The organism is Sulfurospirillum diekertiae, assembly GCF_002309535.1.
GTDB classification, from domain to species: Bacteria; Campylobacterota; Campylobacteria; order Campylobacterales; family Sulfurospirillaceae; genus Sulfurospirillum; species Sulfurospirillum diekertiae.
Genome location: NZ_CP023275.1, coordinates 338,779 through 355,079, shown reverse-complemented (window position 1 = coordinate 355,079; position 16,301 = coordinate 338,779). Strand labels below are relative to the sequence as shown.

At 36.0% G+C, this 16,301-nt stretch carries 13 protein-coding genes and 1 tRNA gene; 2 read left to right on the top strand and 12 right to left on the bottom strand.

What is annotated here, in order from left to right:
* Nucleotide 1: 1 nt before the first annotated feature.
* From SJPD1_RS01870 to SJPD1_RS01850, 5 genes are all read right to left on the bottom strand, one after another.
* On the bottom strand, nt 2-1,846 hold the full coding sequence (locus tag SJPD1_RS01870) for an ATP-binding protein (protein ID WP_096045721.1): 1,845 nt from the start codon (nt 1,844-1,846) through the stop codon (nt 2-4).
* Nucleotides 1,843-3,015, bottom strand: coding sequence for an SIR2 family protein (locus SJPD1_RS01865; protein WP_096045720.1), 1,173 nt, complete (start codon nt 3,013-3,015; stop codon nt 1,843-1,845). Before SJPD1_RS01865 ends, SJPD1_RS01870 begins: the two co-directional genes overlap by 4 nt.
* Nucleotides 3,012-5,663, bottom strand: coding sequence for a class I SAM-dependent DNA methyltransferase (locus SJPD1_RS01860; RefSeq protein ID WP_096045719.1), 2,652 nt, complete (start codon nt 5,661-5,663; stop codon nt 3,012-3,014). Before SJPD1_RS01860 ends, SJPD1_RS01865 begins: the two co-directional genes overlap by 4 nt.
* A gap of 205 nt (nt 5,664-5,868) precedes the next feature.
* Nucleotides 5,869-7,080: a tyrosine-type recombinase/integrase gene (locus SJPD1_RS01855; protein ID WP_168171305.1), complete on the bottom strand. Its 1,212-nt coding sequence runs from the start codon at nt 7,078-7,080 to the stop codon at nt 5,869-5,871.
* Nucleotides 7,081-7,252: 172 nt separating this feature from the next.
* A tRNA-Asn gene (locus tag SJPD1_RS01850) sits at nt 7,253-7,327 on the bottom strand.
* A gap of 198 nt (nt 7,328-7,525) precedes the next feature.
* On the opposite strand from SJPD1_RS01850, the gene SJPD1_RS01845 reads away from it, so the two are divergent.
* Nucleotides 7,526-8,479, top strand: a complete 954-nt coding sequence (locus SJPD1_RS01845) for a TAXI family TRAP transporter solute-binding subunit (RefSeq protein ID WP_096045717.1) — start codon at nt 7,526-7,528, stop codon at nt 8,477-8,479.
* Between the two features lie 67 nt (nt 8,480-8,546).
* Nucleotides 8,547-10,622 (top strand): TRAP transporter permease, encoded by a 2,076-nt coding sequence (locus tag SJPD1_RS01840; protein ID WP_096045716.1) that lies wholly within the window; start codon nt 8,547-8,549, stop codon nt 10,620-10,622.
* A gap of 23 nt (nt 10,623-10,645) precedes the next feature.
* On the opposite strand, the gene SJPD1_RS01835 is transcribed toward SJPD1_RS01840, so the two are convergent.
* The 7 genes from SJPD1_RS01835 to SJPD1_RS01805 all read right to left on the bottom strand — a co-directional run bounded on the left by SJPD1_RS01835 (nt 10,646) and on the right by SJPD1_RS01805 (nt 16,256).
* On the bottom strand, nt 10,646-11,557 hold the full coding sequence (locus tag SJPD1_RS01835) for a radical SAM protein (RefSeq protein ID WP_096045715.1): 912 nt from the start codon (nt 11,555-11,557) through the stop codon (nt 10,646-10,648).
* 51 nt (nt 11,558-11,608) lie between these two features.
* Nucleotides 11,609-12,631, bottom strand: a complete 1,023-nt coding sequence (hemE, locus tag SJPD1_RS01830) for a uroporphyrinogen decarboxylase (protein WP_096045714.1) — start codon at nt 12,629-12,631, stop codon at nt 11,609-11,611.
* On the bottom strand, nt 12,628-13,143 hold the full coding sequence (locus tag SJPD1_RS01825) for a YqhA family protein (protein WP_096045713.1): 516 nt from the start codon (nt 13,141-13,143) through the stop codon (nt 12,628-12,630). Before SJPD1_RS01825 ends, hemE begins: the two co-directional genes overlap by 4 nt.
* Entirely contained in the window at nt 13,143-14,171 is a 1,029-nt protein-coding gene (locus SJPD1_RS01820; RefSeq protein WP_096045712.1) for an aspartate-semialdehyde dehydrogenase, read from the bottom strand. The genes SJPD1_RS01825 and SJPD1_RS01820 overlap by 1 nt, the downstream gene beginning before the upstream one ends.
* 88 nt (nt 14,172-14,259) lie before the next feature.
* The gene (locus SJPD1_RS01815; RefSeq protein WP_096045711.1) at nt 14,260-15,423 is read right to left on the bottom strand and encodes a sigma-54-dependent transcriptional regulator; all 1,164 of its coding nucleotides are present in this window, start codon (nt 15,421-15,423) and stop codon (nt 14,260-14,262) included.
* Nucleotides 15,424-15,450: 27 nt separating this feature from the next.
* Nucleotides 15,451-15,840 (bottom strand): hypothetical protein, encoded by a 390-nt coding sequence (locus SJPD1_RS01810; RefSeq protein ID WP_096045710.1) that lies wholly within the window; start codon nt 15,838-15,840, stop codon nt 15,451-15,453.
* Nucleotides 15,816-16,256, bottom strand: coding sequence for an LPP20 family lipoprotein (locus tag SJPD1_RS01805; protein ID WP_087437627.1), 441 nt, complete (start codon nt 16,254-16,256; stop codon nt 15,816-15,818). Before SJPD1_RS01805 ends, SJPD1_RS01810 begins: the two co-directional genes overlap by 25 nt.
* Between the last annotated feature and the right edge of the window lie 45 nt (nt 16,257-16,301).

The following is a 16,301-nucleotide window of genomic DNA, read 5'->3' as shown; positions in this document are numbered from 1 at the left end:
TTTATTTCCAATTTTCAGTTAATTTAATAGTATCACTTTGTGGTTTATGTTCATCACTCATTTTGCCAATGTCAATCATTACTGGAACCTGAGCAGCAAGACCCGCAAATATACAGCTTCCCGTAGGTAAGATTGGTAGAGCTTCAAAAGAAACCTTATCAAGATATGAAATAGTTTTCTCTACAGCTTCAATGTCTTTATTATTTATCAATCTATGTAAAAAGTAATTATGTAACTGCGAAATAATAGTGCTTGAAATATCGGATGGTCTTTGACTTGCAATTGTTAAAAAAACACCAAATTTTCTACCTTCTTTAATAATTTCCTCGAAAGTTTCAAGTCTATAATCTTTCCAAGTTTCACTTTCTCTGTTTGAGATATGAGATAAAATATTATGTGCTTCATCAACGATTATATTGAGGTAACTTGTATTTAATAGTTTATACTTTTCTTTTTGCTCTTCATACAGTTTTTTAACCACTAGCATAGGGATAGTTTTTTTCATTTCAATATTCACATCATTCAAATTTATTGTTACAAAGTTTTGACTTGAATTAAATATTGAATTTTCCTGAGTTGATGTATCAAAGACTTTTTCTATATCTTTTTGTTTACTTTTTAATTTATTGATTGCAGGAGATATATGCTCATTTTGTGCTTTATCATAATAAATATCATAAACAATTTGAAGATATAAAAAATCTACTAACTTAGAAACTACGTTATTTGGGAATTCATAACTATCAACATTTTTATATAAATCGGTTTCTTCAATATCTGAATCAGACACCTGACCATTATTTGTATTTGGCATTTTATAAAAATATTTTAGTGAATTATGCCAACCTAAGGTTTCTATTAAGCTCTCATTATTCTCTTTATTAATTATCAAAGTAAGATAATCTACAAGCATGTATGCTTTTTCTTTATCAGCCATTTTCAAGACTTTTTTTATATAGCTTTTGAGTATGTTTCTGAAATATGTTAATGGATTCTCATCTTTTTTTACTTTATTAATAAACTTCAGAGTTCTGTCTATATATGGCTTTTGAGTTTTATCTGTTGCATTTGCCAAAATTGATATAAGTTCAATATCAAGTAAATCTTTTTCTTTTAATGGAATTTTTTGTGAATTTGCATTTGTTTCCTGCTTGGTACTTAGATTATAAATCTGTTTGTTTTCAATTATTGTTTTTTCATGTGAATATTCACCGTTAAAATCTATTAACAAAAATCTAGCATTTTCTTTAAACTTTTGTTCTTGCTGATATTTCTCAAAAAGCACATTGTAAAATTTTGCCAAAGTATATGATTTTCCACTTCCTGTATTTCCAAAAACACCTATATGGCTTGCAAATAAACTATTTACTCCTACTTGAATTTTTTGACCTTTTTCAAGTGATAAAACACCTATCTCAAGAGGTTCATCATCTTTCTCGATAAAATCATGCACTTGTTCAAACTCTTGGTTATCGAGTAAAAAGCACTCATTGAAGACAAGGGGTAGTTCTTTTATTCCTCTTTTGAATTTTTCTCCATCAAAAAATCCCAATAAACTTACACTAAGATTCCTATTGATTTTTTTTGCTTCCGTTGTATAGTCTTTTGAGCTGTAAACTTTATCTTCTTCGACATATTCACCCTCAACTTTTCCAATAATTCTCGTATAACCTTTGATTATTTTCACATAGCTACCAACGGAAGTATTTTTAAGTAATTCTCCCTTATACATTATGTGTGAGTTATTTTTACTTTTATCAACTTTGATTTTTATTTTTCTACCATCAACCGATAGTACTTCTCCAACTTTAAAAATTGAATCATCTAATATTTGTTGATTATTCATTTTTGTTCTTTTATTTTATTGAGTATTTGCATGAATATTCTGCTATTTATATTGTCAAAATTATAAGAAAAATCATCTTTTAAATTTTTATCTTCTTTTTCACTTTGAGATGGTGGTATTATTGCTATATTTTTGTTTTTAACATTGTTTTCAATATCTATAGTTTGTTCTAATTCTTCTTTAGCATGTGTAGTGTGAGCAAAAATATAAATCATCAAAGTAGGATTTGAATTGGCAACTCTAATTGTTAAATCTTTTATGTGCTCATCAGCAAAAGAAAAGCCCATTACAAAAAGTAAAGTATTTTCTCTTTCAAGCTCATTTGCGTAAATTCTAAGTAGGTCGTAGTATTTTTGGTCAAGTACAGTTTGCTGGAATTTGCCTTTTGTAGGATTAACTATGGATAATTTATCATATTCTTCTAAAAAAGTGTTAAAGTTTCGTATATTGATTCGTTTAGGAAATTTTGTTTTTAAACTGGAAATAGTGTCTTTTGATGTATCAACACTTAATAATGATTTTCTTCTAGTTGTTTGAACTTTTTGAATTTGTTCGAGTGAATTATCAAAAAAAACATTTTGATTTTCTCTTTTCCAAGTTAAAGAACCATGAATTTTTAAGATATTAAATACGGGAATTTCCGAACTATTATCAAAATGAAGACTTTTTTGAAATATAGATTTTTTAAAATTACTTAAATCATATTTTGGTTTAAAACCTTTACCAAATCCATCATTACTTTCTAATCCAACCTCTTCAACACCTCGTTCAAGAAAAATATCAATATTTGTAGTAAAAATATTTACTTGTTTACTCAGGAGTTTATTTCTCCTAAGTAGAATCAATTGATTTACAGTTTTAAAAAAGTTTTTATAACTATCTAGTGTCCAGAGTATCGATAAAACTTCCTCAGGTTCTAAAGATGAGTAATCCAAAATATTTATATTCTTTTCAATAACACCTTCAAAATATTTATTAAGTATGGAAGCTCTTATTAAATCTTTTTGCTTTTGCTCTGCAAAAACTTCTTTATCTAATTGTGTCAAAAGGTTCTCAATATTCCCCAAGATTTCTAGATAGCCTGCCGACATTCCAGAACCAAATAAAAAATTGATATTACTATCTTGAATCCTGTCAATCAATCTATACTTTTCTATAAAATCATTCATTTCTTATCCTTTGTCATCTCTTCATACATTTTAAAGAGGTACTCTAAGCGTTCTTCATCGCTTTCAAATGGTTTGGTTCGGTAGCATTGTTCTATGGCTTTATCTAAGGCGTGGTGGGCTTTTCGTAAGCCTTCTGGCATTTTGTCTGGGTCGTAGAGATAGGATAGTGTTTTTTGGCTGTGTTTTTCTCGCTCATCGAGTATTCCAAATACAAACTCAGTGATTTCATCTTTTTGATTTTGTGAGATGTTTGGGAATGGGAAGGTGTTGTAACATAAAGAATTTGAATATCTTAAATCTGATTTTAACCTGCCTGCAACTATTTTAACCCAAAGCATATGTATTTTTGATGATAAAATACCCATTAAATATATTTCAGGATCATATATTACTTGTATTGCATCAGTCACAATTGAATTGTTATCTAAGAACCCAATAGGTAAATAATCTCTTCGTTCTGTTGTAGTTCTAGGAAGAACAAGTAAATTATTTTTAGCTTCGTGGACATATCGAAATCTATAAGGTATATCTACTAAAGAACGAGCCACTTCTCCACCTGATTGTCTATATTGCTTAGTTTTTTCAAATTTTTCTTTTAATGCGTGTATAGCTAGTGCTTCCTCTAATTGATTTTTTTTAACCCATACACACCATCTAACAAAACCTTTTATAAAATCTTCTCCTCCATACAATCGTCTAAAAAACTTTTCTGAACTCGGATACAAAGCAACTATTTCATTTTTTTCATCTTCTTGTAAAATCAAGTTCCCGCCATCAATCACTTGATTACCAAACACTAAAGGAGGAATGCGTTGTCTAGGTTGACTTCTTTTTTGTACAATAATATTCTCAGCATTTACTAAATACGCATTGATATTTTTGACTTCTTGTTTGATATTGTCGATGTACAGATATTTTGGCTTATTTGAACTGTTTCTAAGCCCAATAATAACAACTATTACCGCCGCATTTGCTTTGGCGTTATTTTGCCACTTGAAAGACTTGTATGCAAAATCTATCTCTATATTTTCATCTAATATATGTGTCCAAAGAATGCCGACTTGTTCCCCTTGGCTGATGGAGTTTGTACTTACAAAAGCAACTTTGGCATGTGTATTTTTGATGTAATTTGTACCTTTGTAAAACCAACATGCTATATAGTCAAGGTTGTTAAAGTTTTTTACACCTTGAAACACTTCCGCCATATCTGCTTTTTGCTCTTTGTTTTGCAGTCTCGCTCCCAAATACGGCGGATTTCCCAAAATATAGATCTCATCTTTGTCATTTTTAGGGCAAACCTCTTCCCAGTTTATCCTTGTGGCGTTGCCATGCACGATATGTCCGCCGTCATGTAGCGGTAGGCTTGGACTTGTTCTGCCAAAAGCTTTGTAAAACTCTAAGTTCATCTGATGTTCTGTTAGCCAAAGAGAAAGAAGTGCAACTTCATGGGCAAAGTCATCTAGTTCTATACCGTAAAATTGAGTAAGTTTTATCTCACTAAACTGAAAGCTTCGCTCATGACTCAGAGCATCGATGTGTTGCAATATACTCATCTCTAACTCTCGCAGTTTTTTATAAGCGATGATGAGAAAGTTCCCACTTCCGCACGCAGGGTCAAAGATTTTGATATTTGAAAGCCTTACATGTAAATCCTGAAGTTTAGACTTATGGTCATACGCTTTTTCAAACTCTTGATAGAGTTCATCTAAAAAGAGCGGTTCTATGACTTTCATGATATTTGGCACACTTGTGTAGTGCATCCCTAACCCGCCACGGTGTTCTGGCGTGACTACGGCTTGTATCATGCTTCCAAAGATGTCAGGGTTTATCTGCGACCATTTTAACTGTCCGATTTCTAATATGAGAGAGCGTGAGCGGGTCGTAAATGTCGGAAGCTTTACATGTAAAGCAAAAAGTCCGCCATTGACATAAGGAAATGCGTTTAGGTATGCGGGTGTGTTTGGCTCTCTTTTCGTGTTTGGCGTGTTAAAAATGGTAAAAAGTCTTTGCAAGTAAGCATCCAAATCGCTCCCGTCAATTTGCGTGTGCGACGAGAGTGAAGCGGTAAAGATGTTATCTTCAAAGATGTTGGTATCCTCAGCAAAGTAGCAAAATAAAAGCCTTGTGAGAAAGACATTCAAAGAGTGAACTTCCTCTTTGGTTTCAAAGCGGTTGTTTTTTTGAAGCTCATCATAGAGTTTTGCCATCTTGAGTGAGGCTTTGACATCGGCTGGGTTTTCATCGGTAAAGGTGGCTTTTTCCATCCCTGCAAGAGGCAAGAAAAAATCGTAATGATTGATAATGTTTAAGAGTTCGATATCGAGGCTATCTCCCGTTTTAACGTCATAGGCAAGGAGTGTTTCGTAGTCTGTTACAAGAACAAATCTTGGTAAGTGTTTAAGAACTTCTTTTGAAGATTTAAGTTCATCTATCGTGGCATGAAGTTCATTATCCGTCACTTTGAAAAAAAGCTTTTTTCTCATGACAAGTTCACCGTATGATGTAAGTTTGTCGTGATCACTTCCTTGCAGTCGTTTGATGGTTGCTTTTGGGATACCATATGCTAAGAGTAGCTCGAAGATGAAGTTTTCTTTGTCAAGATTTGCTACTAGATTATGAAGATTATTTTCTATTTCTAAGACAGTCATTGAACATATGCCTTGTGTTAATACTTTGTGAGAAAATTATATGTTTATTTTATCCAAATCAAAATAAGAGTTATAAGATATATCATAAATTATCTCTTTATACAGATTTTTTCGGATTAACGAAATAATCAAAATATATCAGATAATTCCTATTTTAGGACTTTTCGGAAAATTACAAATTCATCAGATGAACTGGATCAATCAATTAATTCTTGCTATTTTTCAAATCATCCAAATAATGTGCGTACCATTGCATCAATTGCATTCTCTCGGGTATATATTTAGCACCATTATATACGTCACGTTCTTTATTTTTATCTTTATGCGATAAACATGCTTCAATAACAAGAGAATCAAATTGATGCTCCCTTAAATTACTATGGCACGTTGTGCTGAAAATATGGCGAAAACCGTGTCCGGTTTGTTCATCCTTAAAGCCTAAAATCGACAAGGCCTTGTTGATAGAATTATCCGATAACGGAGTATCCGATTTTCGAGGGCTTTGAAAAATATATTTACTATTTTTTGTGTAAGGGTGCAGTTCTTCTAAAATTTTTAATGCTTGGGATGAAAGGGGTACGAGATGATCCTTTCTCATTTTCATACGCTCTTTGCCGATAGACCAAATCTTTTTTTCAAAGTCGATTTCATTCCATGTTGCAGCCCTTGCTTCAGTTGGACGTAAAGCAACTAATGGCAATAATCTCAAAAGCTGTCTAACAACATATTCACCAGAATATGAATCAATTGCAATTAAAAGCTCTTTTAATCTTTTTGGGTCTTTAATGTGTGCGAATCTTTCATTCTCATATTTGGTTAAAAATTTACCAGCTGTCATAGAAGATATAACGCTAAACTCAATAACCCCTAAATCTTCTGCATACTCGAAAATATTTTTAGCATAACCTAAACAACGACTAGCTACTTCAGGACTACGTAAATCTGCAATTTTTAAAGCACTTGCAACGTCTTGCTTCTTGATTTCACGAATGTCCATATCACCCAAAATCGGATAAAGATTCTTTTCAACTCTCTGCTCAACGCCCTCAAAAGTCTTTTCTGCTAATTCTCTCTTTTTCTTTTCAAGCCATTCTTTTGCAATAGCTTTAAAGGTACTAACTGTAGCCATTTTCTTTTCAAGTTTCGCTTTTCGCTTTTGATCAACAGGGTTAATGCCATCAGCTTTAAGTTTCATTGCATCTTGATGTAAAATTCTTGCTCTTTCAAGGCTGATCTCTGGGTATTTTCCAATCGAATAGACATACTTGTTGTTCTCAAAAGAGTAGTTGTAACGCCAAAGTTTACTACCATTGGGTTTCACGAGAAGATATAAGCCTTCTCCATCTGTCAGTCTGTAATCTTGCGCTAAAGGCTTGGCATTACGTACTTGCAAGTCTTTCAGGAGTTTTGATGCCATAGTAGTCATTCTCCTTAGAAAAGTAGAAATTATCAAAAATTACTACCAATATTACTACTTTGACTCTTAGTTTGGGTTAAATTGTGTTGTATTGTATTAGATGAATATTTGCGAAAGAGTGCCGATTTTATAGGGATTTTTAGACTATTTTGGAGGATGTTAGATAAAAGAGTGGCTCCGAATGCTGGATTCGAACCAGCGACCAAGTGATTAACAGTCACCTACTCTACCGCTGAGCTAATTCGGAACACTTTGAATGAGGTCGAAATTATAGTCAAAAAAAAAATTATTGTCAAGACTTATTTAAAAATAATTATTCAAGAAAAATTTGTTGTACTAATCTTAAAAAAAACATAATCAAACCACCCTTTTATAGATTTATTCAAGTAACAGTAAGAAAAAACGTAGTAGCATTAAATGAAACACTACAATTCAAGGAGTCAAGATGAATAGAATACTCACTACATTAGCGCTTATGGGAACGCTAAGTATCTCTCTGTTTGCAGCGGAGTTTATTACAATTGGTACAGGTGGCGTTACTGGAACATACTATCCAACAGGCGGTGCTATTTGCCAGATGGTCAATAAAAATAAAAAAGAGACGAATATTCGCTGCTCAGTAGAATCTACCGGTGGCTCTGTTTATAATGTTAATACCATCAAAGCTGGTGAGCTTGATTTTGGTATTGCTCAAAGTGATACTGCTTACCAAGCGTATAAAGGCGAAGGTAAATTTGAAGGTGCTGCTTCTGTGCCAGAACTTCGCAGTGCTATTGCGATTTACCCAGAACTCCTTGCCCTTGTTGTCAGCCAAAAATCGGGGATTAAGACGATGGCAGACCTTAAAGGTAAAAGACTGAATTTAGACTCTCCAGGTTCAGGAACCAATATGACGGTTGATGTTGTTTTTGAAGCACTTGGTATTAAACGTTCAGACTTAGCGCTTGTCAATGAACTCAAATCGACAGAAGGTCCAACAATGCTCCAAGACAACCATATCGATGGTTACTTCTTTGTAGCAGGTCATCCAACAGCAAACATTAAAGATGCAGCGAGTTCTGTAGACATCAACATTGTTCCTATTGCAGGTCCTGCGATTGATGCGTTGGTTAAAAAATATCCTTATTATGCTAAAGGTACTATCTCAGGTACATACTACAAAGGTGTGCCAAATGATGTTCCAAGTATTGGTGTGAAAGCTGTTCTTGTGACCAGCAGTAAAGTTAAAGATGAAGTAGTTTACCAAGTAGTAAAAACGATTCTTGACAACTTCGATAAATTTAAAGAACTTCACCCTTCTTACAAAACAATTACCAAAGAAAGCTTGCTCGAAGGCTTAAGTGTGCCACAACATCCAGGTGCAATGAGAGCATTTAAAGAAGCAGGACTTCTTAAATAAAATAAATTTCTTAACATGTAAGGCTTTTTGAAAGAGAAGTCTTACAGATTGACATAAAGGTTTATGCGTGAAAACACTCGAAGAAAGACTAGACGATGAAAAGCTCATCAGTGAATTTGAAGGACATAGAGATTTTGAAAAAGGGAGTTGGCATTACTGGCTTATAGCTGCTATTGCTTTTTCATGGTCTTTATTCCAACTTTATATGGTCATTGACCCAGGTAATAGCACTCATGCGAGAGCTATTCACTTAGCATTTGGCCTTGCTCTCGCATTTTCAATGCATGCTATGTCTAAAAGCCCTAAACTTCAGCTAACCATTACATGGTATGACTTTGGTATTATGATTGTAGGTATTACTGCTGTTTTATACCAATGGTATGCCTATAAAGACCTTGCTATGCGCTCAGGTGCATGGACACAAACCGATATTATCGTTGGTGTTACAACCATTTTGGTTGTTCTTGAAGCCTCACGAAGAGTCATGGGACTCCCATTGATGGTTGTGGCAATGGTCTTTTTAGCCTATGACTACTTTGGCCCTTATTTACCGGATATGATTGCCCATAAAGGGGCGAGTCTTAATAAAATTGTCGGACAAATGGTTCTCACAACCGAAGGTATTTTTGGTGTACCACTGGGGGTAAGTGCAAGTTTTGTCTTTTTATTTGTTCTTTTTGGCGCACTTTTGGATCGAGCAGGTGCGGGTGAATACTTCATCAAACTTGCCTACACTATTTTGGGACGTTACGATGGAGGTCCTGCCAAAGCTGCCGTTGCCGCTTCAGGTATGTTTGGTATGATCTCAGGTTCATCCATCGCAAATACGGTCACCGTGGGTACTTTTACCATTCCATTGATGAAACGCCTTGGCTTTAGTTCTCACAAAGCTGCCGCTGTTGAGACAGCTGCTTCAGTCAATGGTCAGCTGATGCCTCCAATTATGGGTGCTGCCGCATTTATTATGGCAGAATTTTTGGGTCTGGATTATACTGACATCGTTTTTGCAGCTTTTATTCCTGCCTTTACGTGTTACATTGCTCTTTTTTACATTGTTCACTTAGAAGCGAAGAAAAATGGTCTTAAAGGTGAAGACCCCAATATACTTGGTCGTGTCTGGACTATCTTTATTCACGGAATTCACTACCTTATTCCTATTTTCTTCTTAATCTATACCCTTGTGGTACTGAGACAATCTGCACAAAGTGCCGCTTTTAGCGCCATTATGTTTTTGATGATCATCATGCTTGTGCAAAAGCCACTCAAAGCCTTGATCCATCAAGAGAAAGTGACTTTGTCTCTCTTTGTAGAAGGGCTGGCAGATATTGGACATGGCATGGTCAACGGTGGTAAGAATATGGTTTCGGTTGCGATTGCAACTGCTGTTGCGGGTATCATTGTAGGCTCCGTTACCCTAACAGGTATTGGACTCGTACTTGCCGAAGTCATTGATAACTTAGCCAATGGCTATATTTTAGGTGTTCTTTTCTTAACAGCGTTTGTCTCTTTGGTTTTGGGTATGGGACTTCCAACCACAGCGAACTATATTGTTATGGCCGCTTTAACCGCACCGATTATCATGGATCTTGCAGGAAATAATGGGTATCTTATTCCTGCCCTTGCTGCACACATGTTTGTCTTCTACTTTGGTATTTTAGCGGATGATACACCTCCGGTTGGCATGGCGGCCTATGCCGCAGCAGCTGTTGCAAAGAGTGATCCTATTATTACAGGAATTCAAGCCTTTATTTATGACATTAGAACTGGTATCTTGCCATTTATGTTCTTCTTTAATAATGAGCTACTGTTAATTGGTGGTGTTGATGCGAATGATCCAAATGATCCTTCGAAATGGATTTGGATTACCAATCCGTTTGAAATAGCGCTTATTTTTGGTGGAGCCATCTTTGGTATGTTTGCCTTTACATCGGCAACACAAAGTTTTATCTTAACTAAGATTAACAATATTGAGAGAATTTTATTGATTGTCGTCATTCCATTTTTAATGCTCCCAAAACTTATGGCAGCAAAATTGGGACTTCCGAGCTATTATTTTGCGTATGTAATCGGTTTTACACTCTATGGTTTAATCTACTTTGGACAAAGAGTCAAATACAAAAAACAGCAATTAGCGCTTGCTTAATAGCATAGTGGGCATTTTGCCCACTATGTTACTTTATAAAAATTCACCCCTGCAATATTTTTTACATGTAAAGCATTTTTTTCAACTAAATAGTTGAGATTTTGAAGGCTTTGTTCATCAAAACAGAGCGCTATATCTTCAAAGCTTTGAGGCCTACGTTTAAGAAGTTCGTAAATCTCTTCTTCACTAAAATAACGTTTTTGTGAGATATAATTTTTCTTATACGCAATGTTTACATGTAAATCTTCCAAAAGATTTGAAAGCTCGACTAAACGCTCGATGCTTACACCTTTGACCTCATAAGCAGGCGGTCGGTCGATGGTACTTACATCAATACGATCCGGATTGATGTTATGCAATACCGCATTTAAAGCACGAAATTCCTCTTCGGTGTCATTCAGCCCTTCTACCACCAAAATTTCAATGACTAAAGTACCTTGATAGCGTGCTCGAAACTGTTGCATGCCTTCAATAATCTGCTCAATTTCAATTCCTTTGTGCGCACGATCAAGCTTCTTAAAGCATTTCGGGCTGACACAATCCAAAGAGAGCTTGACAATATCAATATTAGAAAGTGTTGTTTGAATCGCCTCATCATAAATCGTAGAACCATTGGAGAGAATCAGCAGTTTTGGGCGATTTTCTATTTTAAGAATTGCACTCACCAGTGCGTCAAGTTCAGGGTAAAGGGTGGGCTCACCATTGGCAGTGAGGGTGATGACATCAAGATTCTGATGCTTAGAGAGTGCCGTTTTAAGTGCATCTAACACTTCGAGGAAGGAAGGTGTATCTTTCGCCTTATCGACGGTTTTAGCCCCCTTAAGCTCACAATAGAGGCAATCAAAATTACATTGTTTAATGGAGGGGCTAAGATCAATGCCAAGTGACTGTCCAAAACGCCTTGACGTAATGGGTCCAAATATAATCTGGCTGATGGGAAATCCTTTACATGTAAAGAAGTTTGCCCTTATATAAAGGGCAAACGGTTAGATCTTTGTACGAGTTTGTACTTGTTTAATGAAGTATTGAGCGTGCTCAACAGGAATGTCTGGCAAAATGCCGTGTCCTAAATTAAAGATATGTCTCTCATTTTTCATCACATTCACAATATGCTCAATCCCTTCATCAATCGCCTCTTTATTGTAAAGACGTGTCGGTTCCATATTGCCTTGAAGGACATATTTGCCTCCTAGTTTTGCTTTCGCAAGCTCAATCGGCGTTGACCAATCCACACCAAAAACATCAAATTCACCATCGATTTTATCAAGATAGCCACTAATGCCTTTAGGGAATAAAATGACGGGAACATGTGGGTATTTTAATTTCAGATACGCACTAATCTCTTTCATATACGACCAGCTAAATTCAAAATACGCGCTCTCTTCCAAAGCAGCTGCCCATGAATCAAAGATCATCACGACGTTTGCTCCACTTTGAATCTGACGTTCCATATACCCTTTAAGCACTTCCGTCACTTTTTTCAAAAGGGCGTGCATAAACTGCGGGTTAGAGTAAATCAACTTTTTGACAAGCGCATACGTTTTCGTGCCTTGTCCTTCGATCATATAGGTTGCAAGTGTCCAAGGCGCACCACAAAAACCGATCAACGCTTTATCCGCAGCCAATTTACCGCGAATCAGTTTGATGGTTTCATAAACATATTCTAAACCATCAATCGCTTTTTCAACACTGAGCTTATCCAAATCCGCTTGATTTTTAATAGGATGGGAAAAGACAGGACCTTCGCCTTTTAAAAATTGAAGTTCCATGCCCATTTCTAAAGGAACCACTAAAATATCGCTAAATAAAATTGCAGCGTCCACACCCAAAATATCTACGGGTTGCAGTGTTACAGCACATGCTTTTTCAGGGTCTTTGCAGAGAGATAAAAAATCCCCTGCTTTGGCTCTGACTTCCATATACTCAGGCAAATAACGCCCTGCTTGACGCATCATCCATACCGGTGTATAAGGCGTTTTTTTACCGAAACATGCATCAACAAAAATCATTCGTGGTTTCCCCCATTTTTATGTAAAAAATAGAGCCCTAAGGAAAGAGCCAAAATAGAGAATGAAAGATAGAGCATCTCTAAAGCGCCCTTGTATTCAGCATGAAGTACACGTTGAAAAAAGCTTACAATCAATACCATCACAATAACTTTTGCAATTTTATCTTTCAGCTCATCTAAAGAGCTCACATACAAAATTTTATCGCCACCCGTACCTTTAGCCACATCAATTTCAGAAATAAAAAGCTCATAAATACCAAATCCAAAGATCAGCAGAACAACGGCGATCAGATAAAGATCAATTGCACCAATAATATCTGCAACAATATCTGCATGAAAATTTTCAGGATGAAAATTTGTGAAAAAATACTGATAGGTCAATACCAAAACATGGTAGAGATCGGCACTGGCTAAAAAGAAAAGCGCAAAAGCGGCTAAAATACTAAAGATGACCGCTAAGAGGGTCATCAGCCGTGTCGACCACAACCCTCGCTCAAATAATTTTTCTAGCATTAAGCCTCTTCTCTTTTGATCCATTTTTGTGCAATTCTCACCGCATTGGTCGCAGCACCAACACGAATTTGATCAGCAACACACCAAAGATGGAGTATATTATCGCGGTTGATATCTTTACGAATTCTTCCCACATAGGTGTCATTGGTATCAGTCGAGATAATCGGCATTGGGTACTCTTTTTTAGCTGGATTATCAAGAACCACAACATTTTCTGCATTTTTAAGTGCTTCAACTGCTTTTTCTAAATTGACATCTTTTTCAAAATGAATCGTAATCGCTTCAGAGTGACTTCTCATAACAGGAACCCTAACGCATGTTGCGCTGATTTCCATTTTTTTACCTAAGATTTTTTGAGTCTCATTGACCATTTTCATCTCTTCTTTGGTATAGTCATTATCCATGAAAACATCAATATGAGGAATAACATTGAGAGCAATTTGGTGTGAAAATGTTTTTGGCTCACACTGATCGAGTTTAAATGCAAAAAAGTCTTGCATCTGATTGACCAGTTCTTCCATACCACTTTTTCCTGCGCCACTCACCGCTTGATAGGTTGCAACATCCACACGGGTAATATTAAAGATATCATCGAGTGGTTTTAACACTTGCACCATTTGAATCGTCGAACAGTTTGGATTGGCAATAATCCCTCGATTTTGCCATTGATCAATGTCATCAGGATTGCATTCAGGAACAACTAAAGGAACATCTGGATCCATTCTAAAATGACTTGTATTATCAATCACAACAGCACCTGCTTCTGCGGCAAAGGGAGCATAGTGTGCGGAAATATCGCCACCAGCACTAAAAAATGCGATCTCGACATCATTCTCTTCAAACGCTTTTTCAGTGAGTTCAAGGACTTTATAGATTTTGCCTTTGAATTCAACTTCAAGACCTGCACTTTTACTACTTGCTAAAGGGATCAGGTTATTGACAGGAAAGTCAACCTCTTCTAAAACTCTACACAGCTCTTCGCCAACGGCACCCGTAGCACCAACGATTGCTACATTGTACTTTTTCATTTCTCTTACCTTGATTTTTATGTGAGACTTTTTTAATAACCCAATGGTGCTGGTATTAAGTTATCAAAAAAGTCTATTGTTATGTCTACTACGAACTAAACCAGTTACGACTCTCTAAGAAAAGGTCTTCTTTGCTAATCGCTTCCGTATCACTTAAGATCACTGCACGCTCTACCACAGAGATCAACTCACGAATATTACCAGGCCATCGATACGTCATTAATGACTCAATTGCTTCTTCTGAAAAATAGCGTTTTTGCAAACCATATTTCTTTGTAACACGCTCTAAAATTACCTCACAAATCGGTAAAATTTCCTCTTTACGTTGTCGAAGCGGTGCTATTTCAATAGGGATCGTATTGAGCCTATAGTAAAGGTCTTCCCTAAAGTGACCTTCCTTGATGCTTCTTTTAATATCGGCATTTGTTGCGGAAACAATACGAACATCGATTGTTAACTCTTTTGTTCCACCCACACGCACCATCACGCGTTCTTGAATGACTCTTAAAAGCTTGGCTTGAAGTGTCATTGGCATTTCGCCAATTTCATCTAAAAAAAGTGTTCCGCCATTGGCAACTTCAAAATAGCCTTTTTTCTCCGCGATAGCATCGGTAAATGCGCCTTTTTCATAACCAAAAAGCTCACTTTCCAAAAGGTTTTCTGGAATAGCCGCCATATTGATCGCTACAAAAGGATTTTTAGCGCGCGGAGAGTTTTTATGCACGTAGTTGGCAAAAAGCTCTTTACCCACACCACTTTCTCCTAAAAGAAGCACACTCACATCTGTTTTTGCTGCTTTTCTTGCAATCGTTAATGCTTTTTCAAGCTCGGGTGAAGTGGCTATAAAATCGCCATTTTCCTCTTTAGCACTATCGATCTTTTCAAAACTCTCTTTTACTTTGGTTCGTATTTTATCGTGTCGTTTAATGGCTTCAACGAGCGTTTCAATTTCAAAAGGTTTGGTCAAAAAATCTTTCACACCTAAACGAACAGACTCAATGGCACGACTGAGTGTTGCATTGCCTGTAATAACGATGATGTCATAAGCACCATCTAGTTTTTTAATGAACTCAATACCGTCCATCCCAGGCATATTAATATCCGTCACAATCAAATCGACACTGGAATCAATCTTTTTAAGTGCATCAAGTGCGCTTTTGTACGTAGAGATTTTAAATTCTTCATACTCCCCAAGTGCTATCTCAAGGGATTTTCTCATATTTATATCATCTTCTACAATTGCAACATGCATTTTGAATCAATCCTACCAAAAAAAGTTTTACCTAATGGCATTTATGGTAGCGAATTCATCTTTAAAATCTACTGTAAAGCGCACCGGCTCGATGACCAACTCTATCCTATCATTTCCATGTTTCAGATATTGATCATCCCAGGCAAGAAGATGTGAGGAAAGTTGATAGAAGCAGGGAAGAATATCATCAAAGTGTTTTCGCAAAAATTGCTCTTTAGGAAGGTTTTGCGTGTTGGATAGCACAATAGAGCATAACTTCTGTACTTTGCCCTCATAAGGGATCATTACAGGAGCAATGTTTTTTTGTTCATAAACGACAAGGCCATTTACAGTGACAATTTTGTATGAAAACCAAAAAAGATCACTGCAAAAAAGCGCTTGTGTCAGACCTATTAATAAGCAAAAAGTTCTTGCCACCTACGTGCACTCATAGTAACTTCCATACGGATACTGTACAAACCATCTTTAAAGGTTGCATCCGTAATCGCAGCATCTTTAATCAAAGCATTCACTTGTGCAGTAATACGAGAATCTTTCAACATTGCATCTCTAACGGTTTCAGTAGAATTGATTTTGACACCATAAAGTTTCTCTCCCAGTTGGCGATACCCATCGGTAATTGCAGCACGTTTTGCTAATGCAATTGCTTGTGCTGGAGAAACTGTATTTTGAGGTGCAATACCTTCACCATAAACGACAATTGATTTTTCATTACTAAAATCATACATAGCGTCTTTTGGATTTTTAGGTGGTTCATCCTTTTTTGCTGAGCACCCTGCAACCAATAAAATTAAACCCAAACTTGCCAAAAGTGTTACAAACCATCTATTCATAGGGACACCTTTAAATATTTTTTTATCTTTAAGCAACTACTATTC

Bases quoted from the DNA above. Each gene is read 5' to 3' on its own strand.
- SJPD1_RS01825 (WP_096045713.1), bottom strand. From the start codon at position 13,143: ATGCTAGAAAAATTATTTGAGCGAGGGTTGTGGTCGACACGGCTGATG.
- SJPD1_RS01865 (WP_096045720.1), bottom strand. From the start codon at position 3,015: ATGAATGATTTTATAGAAAAGTATAGATTGATTGACAGGATTCAAGAT.
- SJPD1_RS01870 (WP_096045721.1), bottom strand. From the start codon at position 1,846: ATGAATAATCAACAAATATTAGATGATTCAATTTTTAAAGTTGGAGAA.
- SJPD1_RS01860 (WP_096045719.1), bottom strand. From the start codon at position 5,663: ATGACTGTCTTAGAAATAGAAAATAATCTTCATAATCTAGTAGCAAAT.
- SJPD1_RS01845 (WP_096045717.1), top strand. From the start codon at position 7,526: ATGAATAGAATACTCACTACATTAGCGCTTATGGGAACGCTAAGTATC.
- SJPD1_RS01805 (WP_087437627.1), bottom strand. From the start codon at position 16,256: ATGAATAGATGGTTTGTAACACTTTTGGCAAGTTTGGGTTTAATTTTA.
- SJPD1_RS01820 (WP_096045712.1), bottom strand. From the start codon at position 14,171: ATGAAAAAGTACAATGTAGCAATCGTTGGTGCTACGGGTGCCGTTGGC.
- SJPD1_RS01815 (WP_096045711.1), bottom strand. From the start codon at position 15,423: ATGCATGTTGCAATTGTAGAAGATGATATAAATATGAGAAAATCCCTT.
- hemE (WP_096045714.1), bottom strand. From the start codon at position 12,631: ATGATTTTTGTTGATGCATGTTTCGGTAAAAAAACGCCTTATACACCG.
- SJPD1_RS01855 (WP_168171305.1), bottom strand. From the start codon at position 7,080: ATGGCATCAAAACTCCTGAAAGACTTGCAAGTACGTAATGCCAAGCCT.